This is a genomic window from Streptomyces sp. Pv4-95 (assembly GCF_045782725.1).
In the GTDB taxonomy this organism is placed as follows: Bacteria; Actinomycetota; Actinomycetes; order Streptomycetales; family Streptomycetaceae; genus Streptomyces.
Map to the genome: position 1 here is coordinate 4,358,382 of NZ_CP127172.1, position 15,503 is coordinate 4,373,884.

Consider the following 15,503-nt stretch of genomic DNA (forward strand, 5'->3'; position numbering starts at 1 on the left):
ATCAGGGGAGATGATGCGGACATGAGTGAGCAGCGACAGCCGGGCGCCGACGACCGGGACGACGAGGCGGTCTCGCAGTTCGTCGAGCGCTTCGCCGCCCAGCTGGTCGAGGCCGGGATGCAGCGGATGTCCGCCCGTGTCTTCGCCTGCCTGCTGGCCTCCGACTCCGGTGTGCTGACCTCCGCCGAACTCGGCGAGCGCCTCCAGGTCAGTCCCGCCGCCGTCTCCGGTGCGATCCGCTACCTCTCCCAGGTCGACCTGGTCAGCCGGGAGCGGGAACCGGGCTCCCGCCGCGACCGCTACCGGGTGCACAGCGACCAGTGGTACGAGGCGCTGGCCCGCCGGGACAGCGTCCTCAGCCGCTGGGAGACCACCCTCCGCGAGGGCGTCGGCAGCCTCGGTGAGGATTCCCCCGCCGGCCGGCGGATCCACGAGACGCTGGCCTTCTTCGAGTTCATCCAGCAGGAACTCGGCGGGATGATGGAGCGCTGGCGCGACCACCGGGACAAGGTGCGCGCCGAGTCGGGCGGCTAGGCCGTGTCCGAGGGCCTCGCGTCCGGATCTTGCCGGGCCCGCGCGCCCGGGGTTTCTACGGCCGAGGCAGCGTCAGCCGCCAGGCCGCCGGCTGCACCGTCCAGGTACGGGTCCTGACCGGGCCGCCCACCACCGCGTCCGCCCGGTAGTGGAAGTCCGCACCGGACACCGTCACCGCTCGCGCCTGTGCCCGTACGGGACGGTCCGAGCCGGGCCAGTGCACCACGACCTCGGCCAGCCCGCCCGCGTGGGCGACGCGGCGCTCGAAGACATCACCGTCGGGCCCCGTCCGGGCCGGTCCGGACGCCCCGCCCTGGCCGCCGGGCATCACCGAGACGCCCCGCACCGGGCGGTCCAGATCGGCCAGCATGATGCCGTCCGCCTCGATCCGCAGCCGCTGGGCCGGCACCCGCCCGCGCCGCCCGCCGATCCCGCAGGCAGGCGACGACAGCAGTGACAGTGCCGAACGCGCCGTCCGCGCCGCCGGCTCCCACCACGGCCGGTGCCCGCCCGCGGCCGCGCCGCCGGGCCGGCCGTCCCACGCGTCGGCCGGCGTGGCCGCGGGCGGCACATAGCGGCCGTTCCCGGCCCGCACCCCGGCCTCCCCGCCGGGGATGCGCAGCCCGCCCAGCACGATTCCGTCACTGTCGTCGGTCAGCAGGTCCATCGGCCGCTCGGCGCCGTCCAGGACGGCCCGCGCCGCGGCCACCGTGTCCGAGGGGACGCCCAGCGCACGGCTCAGCGCCACCGCCGCAGGGGCCCCCACCGGGACCATCGAGACCGTGACCCCCGCCAGCTCGCGCTCCTTGTGGAGCAGGCCCACGACCCGTAGCAGGGCGCGGTCGTCCCCGATGACCACCGGCCGCCGGTGGCCGCGGCGGGCCAGCGCCCGGGCGAATTCCTCCGGGTCCTGCGGCAGGCAGATTTTCGCTCCCGCGCGAGCGCACAGGACATCCTTCGCGATGCGTACGGATTCGCCGTCCGTACTGCGGGCGACCGGGTCGATGACCACGAGCAGGGGGTACCCCCGAACGGAGTCTGCGGGAGAGTGCCCAGAAGGCTGCGCCGACACCTCGGTCCTTCCTCAGGTAGCATCTCGGTGCAAGAGCCCCTTGCGCTATTGCGCCAGGGGCTTCGTCTATTCCGGGGCACCGGTCCAACGGATCCAGCGATGACGTGCGCGTGAACACGCATACGGACGTCATCCACGCACGTTGGTCCTGCCCCGCCCGGAAGGGGTGTACGCCTGTGCCCGCACTTGTGCTGCTCGGTGCTCAGTGGGGTGATGAAGGCAAGGGAAAGGCCACCGATCTGCTCGGTGGGTCTGTTGACTACGTGGTGCGCTACCAGGGCGGCAACAACGCCGGCCACACGGTCGTCGTCGGCGACCAGAAGTACGCGCTGCACCTTCTCCCTTCCGGAATCCTTTCGCCGGGGTGTACCCCGGTCATCGGCAACGGCGTCGTCGTCGACCCTGCGGTCCTGCTCTCCGAGCTGAGCGGACTCAACGAGCGCGGTGTCGACACGTCCAAGCTGCTGATCAGCGGTAACGCGCATCTGATCACGCCGTACAACATCACCGTCGACAAGGTGACGGAACGCTTCCTCGGAAAGCGCAAGATCGGCACCACCGGCCGTGGCATCGGCCCGACCTACGCCGACAAGATCAACCGCACCGGCATCCGCGTGCAGGACCTCTTCGACGAGTCGATCCTGCACCAGAAGGTCGAGGCGGCCCTCGACTTCAAGAACCAGGTGCTGGCCAAGCTCTACAACCACCGCGCCATCGTCGCGGACCAGGTTGTCGAGGAGATGCTGAGCTACGCGGACCAGCTCAGGGGCTTCGTCGCCGACACCACGCTGCTGCTGAACAACGCCATCGACGACGGCAAGGTCGTGCTGTTCGAGGGCGGTCAGGGCACGCTCCTGGATGTCGACCACGGCACGTATCCCTTCGTCACGTCCTCGAACCCGACCGCGGGCGGCGCCTGCACCGGTGCGGGCGTCGGACCGACGAAGATCAACCGCGTGATCGGCATCCTCAAGGCCTATACGACGCGTGTCGGCGCCGGTCCGTTCCCGACCGAGCTGTTCGACGACGACGGCGAGGCGCTGCGCCGGATCGGCGGCGAGCGCGGTGTCACCACCGGCCGTGACCGCCGCTGCGGCTGGTTCGACGCGGTCATCGCCCGCTACGCGACCCGCGTGAACGGCCTGACGGACTTCTTCCTCACCAAGCTCGACGTGCTCACCGGCTGGGAGCAGATCCCGGTCTGCGTGGCGTACGAGATCGACGGCAAGCGCGTCGAGGAGCTGCCCTACAGCCAGAGCGACTTCCACCACGCGAAGCCGATCTACGAGAACCTGCCGGGCTGGTCCGAGGACATCACCAAGGCGAAGACGTTCTCCGACCTGCCGAAGAACGCGCAGGCGTACGTCAAGGCGCTGGAGGACATGTCCGGCGCCCCGATCTCCGCGATCGGCGTCGGCCCCGGCCGCGACGAGACGATCGAGATCAACTCGTTCCTGTCGTAGCGCCTCGGGGGCCGCTGCCCCTCCCGCCCGGAAGGGCGCCTTCGCACCACCGGCCGTGGGCCTACTCCGCTCTGGAGTAGGTCCGCGGCTGTTTGTCGTCGCCCAGGAACTCGCGGCGCAGCGTGCCGTCGCCGTTGACCTGGAGGACCGAGGTGCTGCTCGGCGCGCAGCCGGGCGCCGCCCGGTCGATGACGGACGGCCCGACGGTCAGCCTGCCGTCGGCGGAGTAGAGGTCGGCGTGCGCGGTGCACCGCCCGCCGCTGCCCACGACGACGGTGGTGAGCACCGGGCTGCCGACGGGCGCCCGCTTGATGGTCAGCCGCTGCGTGCCGAAGCCGTCGGCGTTCGGCCGCTGCCAGGTGCCGAGGAAGGCGGCCGGTACCTGCTCGGCGGCGGGGGCGGTCCGGCGCAGCGTCGCGGTCCGGCCGGCCGCCGCCCAGGTGAGCGTGCCGGCGCCGCCCGGGCGCAGGGTGTGCTCGCCGAGCGCGGAGCAGCGGCCGGGCGGGACCGACTTCACGACCTTGGTGTCCAGCCGCAGCCCCGGGCTCCCGTCGCCGGCCGTGGCGGCGACCAGCTTGGCGTCGCTGCGGCATTCGTAGCTCGCGCCGAGGCTGGTGCTGTTCGCGACCACCTCGCCGACCTTGCCGTGCGAGATCACGAACCGGCGCTGCTGCCCGGTGGGGGTGCCGTCGCGCTGGACCGCGCCCGTCCAGGTGCCCACGTAGCGGGACGGGATGTCCGAGGGGCGGTCGTCGGGCCCGGCGCCACCGGTCAGCAGGGGTACGGCCACCGCGGTCGCGACGGCCGCGGTGACGGCCGTGGCCAGAAGGGGGAGCCACCGGCGCCGCGGGGGCGGAGCCTGCCGCGGGTCCGCCGGAGCCGCCTGCGGGGTGCCTTCGCCGCCGTCCGGCCGCGCCGTCAAGAGGGTCGTCGCGGTCTCGCCCGGCGGCCGGCCGTCCGTGCGACGGCGCGGCGGGGACCCGCCGGGCGGGGTGTCGGTGTCCAGCAGGCGTACGGCGTGCCGGCCCAGGCGCGCGATCAGCTCGGCCGGCAGCCAGGGGGACGCCGCCGCGCCACTGTTCACCGGGCCGAGCCGGGAGGCGATCTCCTCCGGCGCGGGCCGGGCCGCCGGGTCCTTGGCCAGGCAGTCGGCGATCAGCTCCCGCACGCCGTCGGGGATGTCGCCGAGATCGGGCTCCTCCTGGGCGATCCGGAACATCACGGCGTGCACGCCCGAGGCGACGCTGCCGAACGGCATCCTCCCGGTGGCCGCGTACGCCAGTACCGACCCGACGCAGAAGACATCGCTCGCGGGCCCGACGCGGTGGCCCTGGACCTGCTCGGGCGACATGAAGCTGGGCGAGCCGACCACCGTGCCCGTACGGGTCTGGGTCTGGTCGCCGACCGCGTCCAGGGCGCGGGCGATGCCGAAGTCGATGACGCGGGGGCCGTCGATGGTCAGCAGTACGTTGGACGGCTTGAGGTCGCGGTGCACCAGGCCCACGCCGTGGATGTCGAGCAGCGCGCAGGACAGGCCGTAGGCCAGGCGCCGCAGCGAGTACTCCGGCAGCGGGCCGTAGGTGCCGGACCGGCCGTAGGAGCCGCCGACGACCTCGCTGAGCGCCGGGCCCGCGATATAGCCGGTGGCGACCCAGGGCACGTCGGCCTCGGTGTCGGCGTCGAGCACCGGCGCCGTCCAGTGGCCGCCCACCCGGCGCGCGGCGGCCACCTCGGCGCGGAAGCGGTCCCGGAACTCCTCCTCGGCCGCCAGCTCGGTCTTCACCAGCTTCACGGCGACGGTCCTGCCGCCCTCGGAACGGGCGAGGTAGACCCGGCCCATCCCGCCGCTGCCGAGGCGGCTGAGCAGCCGGTAGTCCCCGATCCACTCCGGATCGCCGTCCGTCAGCCCGCGCAGGCCCTCCATCGGAGCCCTCCCCCGTGTCGTCCCGTGCCCGTCGTGCGGGTGACCGGTCTGCTCCCGCCGGCCGTGTGGCGTGCCGTTCCCTGATCGTCTTCGACGAGCCTAGGCTTCCGCCGGTCGCGCGACGGCAGAGGGATCGTCACGACGGGAGAACGATCGCCGGGCCGTTCGCGTACCGGACGCGGGCTCCCGCCGCGCGGGCGCGTCACCCGGCCCTGTCGTAGGTCAGGGGCGCCTTGCCGTCGTCGAAGGTGCGCCGCAGTTTGCCGTCCACCATCTCCAAGGTGCTCCGGGTGCCGGGCCGGCAGCTCGCGGCGGGGCCGGACGTCACGGTGGACGGACCCAGACGCACCGGCGGTCCGGCGCCGTCCAAAGTGGCAGCGAACTCGCAGTGGTAGGCGGGGCCGGTGGCCGTCATGGTGAGCACGGTGTCCCCGGTGCCGCCCTGGGTGAGCCGGAAGCGCCGGACGTCCGCGCTGCTGCCGCCGACCGTCGTCTCCCAGGTGCCGAGGTAGTCCGCGGGGATGCCGCCGTCCCCGGCCGGCTCCGGCGAACCCTGCTTTCCGCCGGCCGGTCCCTGCCCCTCCTCGCCCGTCCCGCCCTTGCCCGAGGGCCGGTCGTCCTTCGCCGACCGCACGCCGCCGCTCCCGCCCTCCAGCAGGACGTACGCGGTGGCCGCGCCCGCCCCGGCCAGGACGAGCGCCATCGCGACCATCAGGGCGGTGCCGGAGCCACGGCGGCGCGGCGCGTGTGCGGCCGTCGGGGTCGCCGGCCGGCCGGGTCCGTAGGGGCCGTGGCCCGGGTGAGCCGGGGAGGGTGTGCCCTGGCCGCCTACCGCGTAGGGATATCCGTACGCCGACGCGGGGGCCTGACCGGACGCCGGGCCCTGCGGCACCGGTGAGGGTGGTGGCGTGGCAGCGGCGGCGGACGGTGAGACCGTGGTGGGCAGGCCGTGCACCCCAGGGGCCGCCCCCACCTCCGGGGCCCCCGCCCGCGGCGGTTCCGGCGGCGCGAGCCGCGAACCGGCGCCGTCCGTACCGCCCTTGGGGTTCTCCGCCTCCAGCAGCTCCACGGCATGCCGCCCCAACTGCGCCACCAGCGCACCCGGAAGCCATGGCTCGTCCGCTGCCTCGTCCTCGCCGCCGCTGCCGTCCGCGGCCTCCGTCAGTGCCAACAGCTCGCTCGGCGTGGGACGTTGCGCGGGGTCCTTGGCCAGACACGCCGCGACCAGGTCGTGCAGACCCGGGGGGAGCGCCGTCAGATCGGGCTCCTCCTGCGCGATGCGGTACAGCATCGCGTGCACGCCGCTGTCCGCCGTCCCGAACGGCTGCCGGCCGGTGGCCGCGTACGCGAGGACCGAGCCGAGGCAGAAGACGTCGCAGGCCGGCGTGAGCGCTTCGCCCCGGACCTGCTCGGGCGCCATGAAGCCCGGTGAGCCGACCGCGGCGCCGGTGCGGGTCAGGCCGTTGCCCGTCACGGCTTCCAGCGCCCTGGCGATGCCGAAGTCGATGACCCGGGGGCCGTCGATGGTCAGCAGCACATTGGACGGCTTGAGGTCGCGGTGGATGATCCCGGCGGCGTGGATCGCCTGGAGCGCGCGGGCCAGTCCGGCCGCCAGGATCCGTACCGTCCGCTCGGGCAGCGGTGCGGCGCTCGCGGCGACGACCTGCTGGAGCGAGGGGCCCGCGATGTAGCCGGTGGCGACCCAGGGGGTCGCGGCCTCGGTGTCCGCGTCCAGCACCGGCGCGGTCCACTCGCCGCCGACCCGCAGTGCGGCCCGTACCTCCTGGCGGAAGCGCGCGCGGAACTCCTCCTGGTCGGCGAGTTCGGCGCGCACCAGCTTGACCGCGACGGTGCGCCCGCGGTCCGAACGGGCCAGGAAGACCTGCCCCATGCCGCCTTCCCCGAGCCGCCCGATCAGGCGGTACTCCCCGATGCGCTGCGGATCACGCTCCCGCAGTGGGGCGATCCCCCCGGACCGCCCCGTCCGTCCCTGCTGCCCAGCACGTCCCGGCTGTTGCACGATGCGCCGCCTTTCCCCCGGAATCCGCCTGCGGGAGAGTAGGCGCAGGCACGAACACTCGGGACGACGTCGGCCGTTCCGTTCCGGGTTCCCCGGCACGCTGCTCTTCCGTCGCGAGGATACCGAGGTCCGCTCAGCTCGCGGAGGGTCGCGGCAGCGTCTCCAGCGCGTCGGCCAGATCCTCCAGCGCCGTCATCACACGGTGGAAGTCGTCCGTGCCGCCGAGCCGTTCGCGCAGCAGATCGGCGAACTCCGCGTGTCCGGGGGTGATGCGGGCGATCGCGGCGCGGCCTTCCTCTGTGGGGGCGAGGAGTTTGGCGCGGCGGTGCGCCGGGTTGGAGTGGTAGGCGGCCAGACCGCGCTCCACCAGCAGATCGGCGATGCGCTGCACGCTCTGGCGGGTGATGCCCATGGCGCGGGCGATGCCGGCGACCGGCAGCGGCTCGTGCAGTACGGCGCCGAGCACCTGCCACCAGGCGGCGGTCATCCCGGCCGGCTTCGCCAGACCCTCCGCGACGGAGAGGAACCGGCCGTTGAGCCGGAAGACGGCGAGGGCCGTACGGCTGAGGAGTTCGGGGGCCGGTGGCGCCTCGGACGGCCGCGGGCCGTTGCCGGGCGCCGTCATGCGTCCTCGGCCCGTGAGCCCGCGCTGCCCGCCGTCATCAGGACGGGGAAGGCGGACGCGTCGGAGTGGGCGAACAGGCGGTACCAGGCGTCGAGGATCTGCGGCTCCATGACGTCCAGTTCGGCGAAGATCTCGCGGGCGAACGCCACCGCGTCCGTCGGCCCCGCCGTGATCAGGCCGTCGGCGCGGACGGCGTCGCTGTCGCGGTAGTGCTCGCCACCGCGGTAGCCGGGCTGGGCGGCGAGGTACGGGGCCGCGCCGCTGGTGTGCGGCCGGTCGTCGAGCAGGCCCTCCCGGGCGAGGCCGGCGGTCGCCCCGCAGATGGCGGCGACCGGCACGCCGGCGTCGAGGAACTCACGGGCCTTGCGGGCGAAGGGGGCCAACTCCTCGCCGGAGTCCCAGAGGTGGGCTCCGGGGAGGACCAGCAGCGCGCTGTCCTCGGGGCGCAGGGCGTCGAGCGCCAGGTCGGCGGGGACCCGCAGGCCGGCCATCGTCGTCGCCGGGCGGTCCGTCGAGGTGGCGACGGTGACCACGTCGTGGGCGGGGCGGTCGGCGCGGAAGTAGGCGCCCTGGCGGAGGTGGGCGGCGGCGTGGCCGAACTCCCAGTCCGCGAGCGTGTCGTAGACGGCGAGGTGGACGGTGCGGGGGCGGCTGCTGCGGGTCATGGCGTCTCCTCGGTCGGCTGAGCCACGATGCGTGTGACAGTATTCTGTCTTCTCGACAGGATGCTGTCAATGCTCTTCCGCGGCCTCGGTGAGCCGCGAAAAAGTGTCCGAGATGCATCTCTTGGCGGATATTCGATTCCGCTTTCCGGAACTTTCCCCGAGCGTGGGGCACAGGACGCGACGCACCGCCCCACGCGCCCCGGCCCCGCACGCTCGCCCGCCCCGACCGTCCGCCGAGGAGACCGAGTGATTCCCGCCGTACGAGCCATCGCCCGCGCCGCCATGGCGGCCCGCCCCGTGCCGCTCGCCGACGTCCAGGCCCGCGCGGAACTGCTGACCCGCGTCGACCGCGGCTACCTCGTCCCGGTCGAGGTCTTCGCCGCCCTCGCCGCCGAACTCACCGACCGCGGCCGGCCCGGCGGCCCCTTCGCGGCCCTGTGCGTCAACGGCCGCCGCTGGTTTCGCTACCGCAGCGTCCACTACGACACCTCCGACCTGCGCACCTTCCACGACCACCGGCGGCGCCGCCGACCCCGCTTCGCGGTCCGCGAGCGGCTCTACGAGGACACCGGCGAGCGGCAGTTGGAGATCGTGCTCCACGGGCGGCGCGCGGAGACCGTCAAGCGCCGGCGCCCGCTGCTGCCGGGCGAAGCGGCCTTCGGCCCGGCCGCGCGCCGCTTCCTCGCCACCGAGCTCGCCCGCTCCCACGGCATCGACGCCCCCGCCGCCCTGCGCCCCGTCCTCGCGGCCCACCATCAGCGCACCACCCTCGTCGCCGACGGCGAGCGGATCACCTGCGACGCCGCCCTGGTGTGCCACGACCCGGCGACCGGGCGGACCGTACACGCCGACGGCGGCCTCGTCCTCGTCGGGACAAGGAGCGCCGGCGGGCAGACCGCGGCGGACCTGCTGTTGCGTGGCCACGGGCTGCACGCCGCGGAATTCACCGCGTACAGCGCGGCGTTGGCGGCCCTTCGCCCGGACCTCGCGGCCGGCCGGTGGCGGCGCACGGTGCGGACGGCCTTCCCCTCGGCCGGCTGAGGGCCGCTGAAGAGGGGCGCTCCCCGGAGGAGGCGTCGCGCCCCGCCGCCACGTGCTGGAGCTTCCTACAGGACCGTCGACATTCTGTCCGTGCGGGTGGTGAGTGCCATACACACTGTCGGTACCGGTCAGCGGATCGTGATCCTTACGCTTGAGGCGTTCGCCGCGCCTGTCCCCGGCGGACCCGAGCGACCCGATCCGAGGTACTGACCGTGACCACGACGCATTCCGCCTCCGCCGCCGACCCTGCCGCCGGAGCGGCGGTCAAGGCCGACGACCGCGCGCATGTCTTCCATTCCTGGTCCGCGCAGGGCCTCATCGACCCGCTCCCGGTCGCCGGCGCCGAGGGTTCCTATTTCTGGGACTACGACGGCAACCGCTACCTCGACTTCTCCTCCCAGCTGGTCAACACCAACATCGGCCACCAGCACCCCAAGGTCGTCGCGGCCATCCAGGAGCAGGCCGCGAAGCTGTGCACCATCGCACCGGGCTTCGCCGTGGACGTGCGCTCCGAGGCCGCCCGGCTGATCGCCGAGCGCACCCCCGGTGACCTCGACAAGATCTTCTTCACCAACGGCGGCGCGGAGGCCGTGGAGAACGCGGTCCGCATGGCCCGGCTGCACACCGGCCGCGCGAAGGTGCTGTCCGCCTACCGCTCGTACCACGGCGCCACCGCCGCCGCGATCAACCTGACCGGCGACCCCCGCCGCTGGCCCTCCGACACCGCCTCGGCCGGCGTCGTGCACTTCTGGGGCCCGTTCCTCTACCGCTCCCCGTTCCACTCCGAGAACGAGGCGCAGGAGTGCGAGCGCGCCCTGGCGCACCTCGAACAGACCATCGCCTTCGAAGGCCCGCAGTCGATCGCCGGGATCATCCTGGAGACCGTCCCCGGCACCGCCGGGATCATGGTCCCGCCGCCCGGCTACCTCGCCGGCGTCCGCGAGATCTGCGACCGCCACGGCATCGTCTTCATCCTCGACGAGGTGATGGCGGGCTTCGGCCGCACCGGCCGCTGGTTCGCTGCCGACCACTTCGACGTCACCCCCGACCTGCTGACCTTCGCCAAGGGCGTCAACTCCGGCTACGTCCCGCTGGGCGGCGTCGCGATCAGCGCCGAGATCGCCGCCACCTTCGACCAGCGGCCCTTCCCCGGCGGTCTGACCTACTCCGGCCACCCGCTGGCCTGTGCCTCCGCCGTCGCCACGATCAACGCGATGGCCGAGGAGCGCATCGTGGAGAACGCCGCCGAGATCGGCGAGAGGGTCATCGGACCCGCGCTGCGCGAGATCGCCGAACGCCACCCCTCGGTCGGCGAGGTCCGCGGCATGGGCGTCTTCTGGGCCCTTGAGCTGGTCAGGAACAAGCAGACCCGCGAGCCCCTCGTGCCGTACAACGCCTCCGGTGCCGCCAACGCCCCGATGGCCGCCTTCGCCGCGGCCTGCAAGCGCGGCGGCCTGTGGCCCTTCGTGAACATGAACCGCACGCATGTCGTGCCGGCCTGCACGGTCACCGAGGCCGAGGCCAAGGAGGGCCTCACCGCCCTCGACGAGGCCCTGACCGCGGCGGACGCGCACACCGTCTGACGCCTTCGGCCGGGTGCCGCACCCGCGGGTGCGGCACCCGGTCCGCCGGGCCTCCCGGACGGACGCGCGGGGAGTGGCCGCGGCGGCCCTCGCCTATCGTGGGCGGGGGCCGCTTCCACCTGCGCGGTCATGGAGTCGTCGAAGGAGACGCACACGATGGCCGCCGGCGCAGACAACGGGTTCATACGGCGCAGCACGCTGCGTCAGCAGATCGCCGACGCGCTGCGCGACGAACTGCTGGCCGGCCGGCTGCCGTCCGGCCACCCGTTCACCGTCAAGGAGATCGCCGAGCAGTACGGCGTCTCGGCGACCCCGGTGCGCGAGGCGCTGCTCGACCTGTGCGCGCAGGGCCTCCTCGACGTCGAACAGCACCGCGGCTTCAAGGTGCACGCCTTCTCCGCCGACGACTTCCGGGCCATGGTCGAGGCCCGCACCCTGATCATCGAGGGCATCTTCCGCGGCGGCGCCGAACAGGCACTGCGCCAGGTCCCGCCCGAGGTACTGGTCTCCGTACGGCGCCGGGCCGACGAGGCCGAACGGGCCGCGCGAGCGGGTGACCTGGATGTGCTGATCGGCTACGACCTGAGGTTCTGGCGGGAACTCAGCAGCATCGTGGGCAACCCGTACATCACCGATTTCCTCGACCGGGTCCGCATCCAGACCTGGATGTTCGCGGTGCCGCTGCTGCGGTGCGAGGACGATCTCAAGGGCCACCTGTGGCACCACCACGGCGAGCTGGCCGACGCCCTGGTCCGCTACGACCTGCCGGCGGCCCAGCGCCTGATCGCGGAGTACAACGAGCACTCCCTCGCTCTCGTGGGAAAGCCCCGCTAGCACTACGCTGTCCCGACCATCGGCCGTAATGGGCCGTACCCGTGGCTGTACGTGCGCCGGTGTTCCCGTCCCCGACCGGAAGCGAGTCCTCACTCGTGGCATGTGACCTGTGGCTGGTACCCCTCGTCGATGTGCTGTGCCACAGCCCCGACAACCCCTTCTCGGAAGAGATCGCCACCTACGACAGGGCCCTGACGGACGCGGGCCTGCCGCCGGTCCCGGTCTTCAGCTACATGCCCGGCCTCTCCGGCGATGTCGCGCCGGTCGCGGGCTTCGACTACGACGCGCTGCACTTCCTGCGGCGCGCCTACCTCCTGCGCCTGTGCGGCCTGGAGGTCACCCCGGTGGACGAACTGGGCGGCGACTACGAGCAGTTGCTGGAGATGTTCGAGGCGACCGCGCAGCAGTCCCACCTGGTGTGGCACTACGACCACGCGGGCGCCTACGTTCCGGTGGACTTCCCGCACCCGCTCGCCGACGACGAACTGCTGGAGGGCGGCGGCCCGCTGGGCTCCTCGCACGGCCTGCTGCGCGACCTCGAACTCGTCGCCCCGTCGCTCGGCATCGATCCGGCCAACCCGCCGGCCGCGCCCGCACCGCCGGCCGGACCCACCTCCTTGGAGGAGCGGGCGAATGCCGTCCCCCTGGACGACAGTCCGTTCGCCCGTGAACGGCACGTGTGGCTCGGCCTGCACGCCGCCGCCACCCGGAGCCTGGGCCAAGGCTCCATGATCGTCTTTAGCTGACCGGTGCGCCGGGGGCCTCCCGCCCCCGGCGCCGCGCCGTCCGGGCCCCCGTCACGCGCTGCTCAGCGCGGCGATTCCGGCGGCCGCTGCCGCGGCATGTTCGGCCGGGCCGACGGCGGCAGGATGAACCGCGCGGGCGGTCCCGCGCTCTCCGGCCGGGGCGCCACCGTCCAGGGCAGCATCGACTGCGTCGCCGGTGGCACGGGCCCGGCCCGGAAGTCCGTCATCCAGTCGGCCGTCTCGGACCGTACGAGCTCCCCGATGTCCTCGTTGAACCGCCGCAGCACGCCCAGGCAGCGCTCCGCCGCCTCGCTCGCCGTGCCGTCCGCCGGACCGAGCACCTCGCGCACGCTCTCCGACGCCCAGTCGAACTGCAGCGTCTCCAGCCTGCGGTGAATGGCCTGGGCGGTGGCGAGATCGCGCATCCAGCCGGCCGTCACCCCGAAATACCGGTCGCACCCCACACACACCGCCGCGAGCAGCAGCGTCAGATAGCCCCAGGGCGTACCGCCGTGCCAGCCACCCGCCAGATCCAGCAGCGGCAGCACACCCCCCGCCGTGACCCCGGCCGCGGCGCCCAGCCGCAGTGCCCGCGCGCCGCGGCGCTTGGCCAGCCGGTCGTGCAGATACCAGTCGGCGGCGCGCAGCGCGCCTTCCTCGGTCCACAGATAGAGCGCGTCCAGCCGGTCGGCCGGCTCCCCCCAGTCGCCGAGCGGGAAGACCCGCCCCGCGAAGTCCCGCCGCCCCGGGGGCCGGTCCTGCCGGGGACGCCGGCTGCGGCGCCCGGGGCGCCGGAAGCGTCCGCCTTCGTCCCAAGGAGGTCCCTCGGGCTGCATCTCCGGCTGACTCACCCGTGGGCTCCCTCTTTACGGATACGTGCGGTGCGCGCCGGACCTGGAGACGGCCGATACGCGCAGCCCCTTCCTACCGCCGAACGGTTGGCCTTGCGCCCAAGATCGAGGGTTTTCCGCCCGGAAGTGGTGGCTGATCCGGTATAAGGACGCCGGGCATCTCACCCGAAAGAGTTGCCTCCGAGGCGGTGGCCGGTTTCCGGCCGTCCTCGGCCCGGCTGCCGCCGGTGCGTCCCGCCCGGGACGTCCCGTCCGACATCGACATCGGCATCGACGCCGACGCCGGAGCCGGCCGCCCACCGGGGCCGTGCAGCCCGTCCGGCGGGCGGCCGCCCCGGCCCGTGGCCCGTCCCGCCCCACCGGGCGACTAGGCTGCACCCGTGAAGGTCCTCGTCATCGGCGGCGGCGCCCGCGAACACGCCCTGTGCCGCTCTCTGTCCCTCGACCCCGACGTCACCGCGCTGCACTGCGCTCCCGGCAACGCCGGTATCGCCGAGGTGGCCGAATTGCACGGGGTCGACGCCCTCGACGGCACCGCCGTCGCCGAACTCGCCACCGGCCTGCAGGCCGATCTGGTCGTCGTCGGTCCCGAAGCCCCCCTCGTGGCGGGCGTCGCGGACGCCGTACGCGACCGTGGCATCCCGGTCTTCGGCCCCTCGGCCGAGGCCGCTCAGCTGGAGGGCTCCAAGGCGTTCGCCAAGGACGTGATGGCCGCCGCGGCCGTCCCCACCGCCCGCAGCTACGTCTGCACCAACGCCGCCGAGATCGACGAGGCGCTCGACGCCTTCGGCGCCCCCTATGTCGTCAAGGACGACGGCCTCGCGGCGGGCAAGGGTGTCGTCGTCACCGACGACATCGAGGCCGCACGCGCGCACGCCCTGGCGTGCGACCGCGTGGTGATCGAGGAATTCCTCGACGGCCCCGAGGTCTCGCTGTTCGCCGTCACCGACGGCCGGACGGTCGTGCCGCTCCAGCCCGCCCAGGACTTCAAGCGCGCCTACGACGGCGACGCCGGCCCCAACACCGGCGGCATGGGCGCGTACAGCCCGCTGCCCTGGGCCGACCCCAAGCTGGTCGACGAGGTCATGGATACCGTCCTGCAGCCCACCGTCGACGAGCTGCGCCGCCGTGGCACCCCGTTCTCCGGGCTGCTCTACGCGGGCCTGGCGATCACCTCGCGCGGCGTCCGCGTGATCGAGTTCAACGCGCGCTTCGGCGACCCGGAGACCCAGGTCGTCCTGGCTCGCCTCAAGACCCCGCTCGCCGGCCTGCTGCACGCCGCGGCCACCGGCACCCTCGCCGCCCTCCCGCCGCTGCGCTGGAGCGACGGCGCGGCGGTCACGGTCGTCATCGCCTCGCACAACTACCCCGACACCCCGCGGACCGGCGACCCCATCAAGGGTCTCGCCGACGTCGCCGAGCAGGACGCCCCCACGGCCTACGTCCTCCACGCGGGCACCAAGCGGGACGCCGCGGGCGCGGTGCTCAGCGCGGGCGGCCGGGTGCTGTCCGTCACGGCCACCGGCTCCGACCTCACCACCGCCCGCGGGCGCGCCTACCGTGCCGTCGGCCGGATCTCGCTCGACGGCTCCCAGCACCGCACGGACATCGCCGCCAAGGTCGCGGACCAGGCGGCCGGGCAGACCCCGGGCGAGGCGGCCCCGGAGGCATAGGGCCCGCGCCGGACGCCCGCCCACGGCCCCGCGGACCCGCCCCGAGTGGCGGTGTCCGCGGGGCCGTGGCGTACCGCCATACCGGTGACCTGGGTATTCGGGCCCCGGCGGGCACGGACCTGGCCGGGCAGCCACCAGTTCCCGGCTTTACCCAAAGCCATTCCATCGAGTGACGACCCCAGGTATCCGGCTGACGGGAGCGGAACCCCCAACTAGGGTGCCGCGCAAGCGCCCTGCGGACGCCGTGCCGTGCACCGGCACGGCTGCCGCGGCGGCGTCCGGCAAGTGGCTCACCGACATTGCGATGTCAGTGGCCGGTGCCACAGTGGTGAGGAGTGAGCAGCGATCACGGCGGACGCCCGCGTCCGCCCGCCCGTTGCGGCAACTCGCTCGTACCGCGCAGTTCCGTCCCGTGTTCTCTCCGTCGTTCTCTCCGTCCGTCTCCATCAGGACAGCAGGGGGTGTACAGGCT

13 protein-coding genes are annotated in these 15,503 nt (G+C 73.6%); 7 read left to right on the plus strand and 6 right to left on the minus strand.

The window, feature by feature from the left end:
- Positions 1-21: 21 nt before the first annotated feature.
- A complete protein-coding gene (locus tag QOM21_RS19080; RefSeq protein WP_407551682.1) occupies positions 22-534 on the plus strand; it encodes a GbsR/MarR family transcriptional regulator in 513 nt (170 codons plus the stop codon).
- A gap of 55 nt (positions 535-589) precedes the next feature.
- Here the strand turns inward: QOM21_RS19080 and QOM21_RS19085 are convergent, their stop codons facing one another.
- Positions 590-1,546, minus strand: coding sequence for a hypothetical protein (locus QOM21_RS19085; RefSeq protein WP_407551684.1), 957 nt, complete (start codon positions 1,544-1,546; stop codon positions 590-592).
- 236 nt (positions 1,547-1,782) lie between these two features.
- Here QOM21_RS19085 and QOM21_RS19090 point away from each other — a divergent pair, with 236 nt between their 5' ends.
- Complete coding sequence (locus tag QOM21_RS19090) at positions 1,783-3,069, plus strand: adenylosuccinate synthase (RefSeq protein ID WP_407551686.1); 1,287 nt, start codon at positions 1,783-1,785, stop codon at positions 3,067-3,069.
- Positions 3,070-3,130: 61 nt separating this feature from the next.
- On the opposite strand, the gene QOM21_RS19095 is transcribed toward QOM21_RS19090, so the two are convergent.
- The 4 genes from QOM21_RS19095 to QOM21_RS19110 all read right to left on the minus strand — a co-directional run bounded on the left by QOM21_RS19095 (position 3,131) and on the right by QOM21_RS19110 (position 8,303).
- On the minus strand, positions 3,131-4,993 hold the full coding sequence (locus tag QOM21_RS19095; RefSeq protein WP_407551688.1) for a serine/threonine-protein kinase: 1,863 nt from the start codon (positions 4,991-4,993) through the stop codon (positions 3,131-3,133).
- A gap of 202 nt (positions 4,994-5,195) precedes the next feature.
- A complete protein-coding gene (locus QOM21_RS19100) occupies positions 5,196-6,959 on the minus strand; it encodes a protein kinase domain-containing protein (protein WP_407555722.1) in 1,764 nt (587 codons plus the stop codon).
- A 187-nt stretch (positions 6,960-7,146) separates the two neighbouring features.
- Entirely contained in the window at positions 7,147-7,638 is a 492-nt protein-coding gene (locus QOM21_RS19105) for a MarR family winged helix-turn-helix transcriptional regulator (RefSeq protein ID WP_407551690.1), read from the minus strand.
- Entirely contained in the window at positions 7,635-8,303 is a 669-nt protein-coding gene (locus QOM21_RS19110; RefSeq protein ID WP_407551691.1) for a DJ-1/PfpI family protein, read from the minus strand. The genes QOM21_RS19105 and QOM21_RS19110 overlap by 4 nt, the downstream gene beginning before the upstream one ends.
- A gap of 246 nt (positions 8,304-8,549) precedes the next feature.
- On the opposite strand from QOM21_RS19110, the gene QOM21_RS19115 reads away from it, so the two are divergent.
- From QOM21_RS19115 to QOM21_RS19130, 4 genes are all read left to right on the plus strand, one after another.
- On the plus strand, positions 8,550-9,344 hold the full coding sequence (locus QOM21_RS19115) for a VTC domain-containing protein (protein WP_407551693.1): 795 nt from the start codon (positions 8,550-8,552) through the stop codon (positions 9,342-9,344).
- Positions 9,345-9,556: 212 nt separating this feature from the next.
- Positions 9,557-10,927, plus strand: coding sequence for an aspartate aminotransferase family protein (locus tag QOM21_RS19120; RefSeq protein WP_407551695.1), 1,371 nt, complete (start codon positions 9,557-9,559; stop codon positions 10,925-10,927).
- Positions 10,928-11,083: 156 nt separating this feature from the next.
- Positions 11,084-11,761, plus strand: a complete 678-nt coding sequence (locus QOM21_RS19125) for a GntR family transcriptional regulator (protein ID WP_407551697.1) — start codon at positions 11,084-11,086, stop codon at positions 11,759-11,761.
- A 95-nt stretch (positions 11,762-11,856) separates the two neighbouring features.
- Entirely contained in the window at positions 11,857-12,507 is a 651-nt protein-coding gene (locus tag QOM21_RS19130; RefSeq protein WP_407555723.1) for a hypothetical protein, read from the plus strand.
- Between the two features lie 62 nt (positions 12,508-12,569).
- On the opposite strand, the gene QOM21_RS19135 is transcribed toward QOM21_RS19130, so the two are convergent.
- Entirely contained in the window at positions 12,570-13,358 is a 789-nt protein-coding gene (locus QOM21_RS19135) for an SLATT domain-containing protein (protein WP_407551699.1), read from the minus strand.
- Between the two features lie 380 nt (positions 13,359-13,738).
- On the opposite strand from QOM21_RS19135, the gene purD reads away from it, so the two are divergent.
- A complete protein-coding gene (purD, locus tag QOM21_RS19140; RefSeq protein WP_407551701.1) occupies positions 13,739-15,031 on the plus strand; it encodes a phosphoribosylamine--glycine ligase in 1,293 nt (430 codons plus the stop codon).
- Positions 15,032-15,503: the final 472 nt, after the last annotated feature.

Excerpts from the sequence above, each read along its gene's own strand:
- QOM21_RS19125 (WP_407551697.1), top strand. The coding sequence starts at position 11,084 with ATGGCCGCCGGCGCAGACAACGGGTTCATACGGCGCAGCACGCTGCGT.
- QOM21_RS19080 (WP_407551682.1), top strand. The coding sequence starts at position 22 with ATGAGTGAGCAGCGACAGCCGGGCGCCGACGACCGGGACGACGAGGCG.
- QOM21_RS19095 (WP_407551688.1), bottom strand. The coding sequence starts at position 4,993 with ATGGAGGGCCTGCGCGGGCTGACGGACGGCGATCCGGAGTGGATCGGG.
- QOM21_RS19105 (WP_407551690.1), bottom strand. The coding sequence starts at position 7,638 with ATGACGGCGCCCGGCAACGGCCCGCGGCCGTCCGAGGCGCCACCGGCC.
- QOM21_RS19110 (WP_407551691.1), bottom strand. The coding sequence starts at position 8,303 with ATGACCCGCAGCAGCCGCCCCCGCACCGTCCACCTCGCCGTCTACGAC.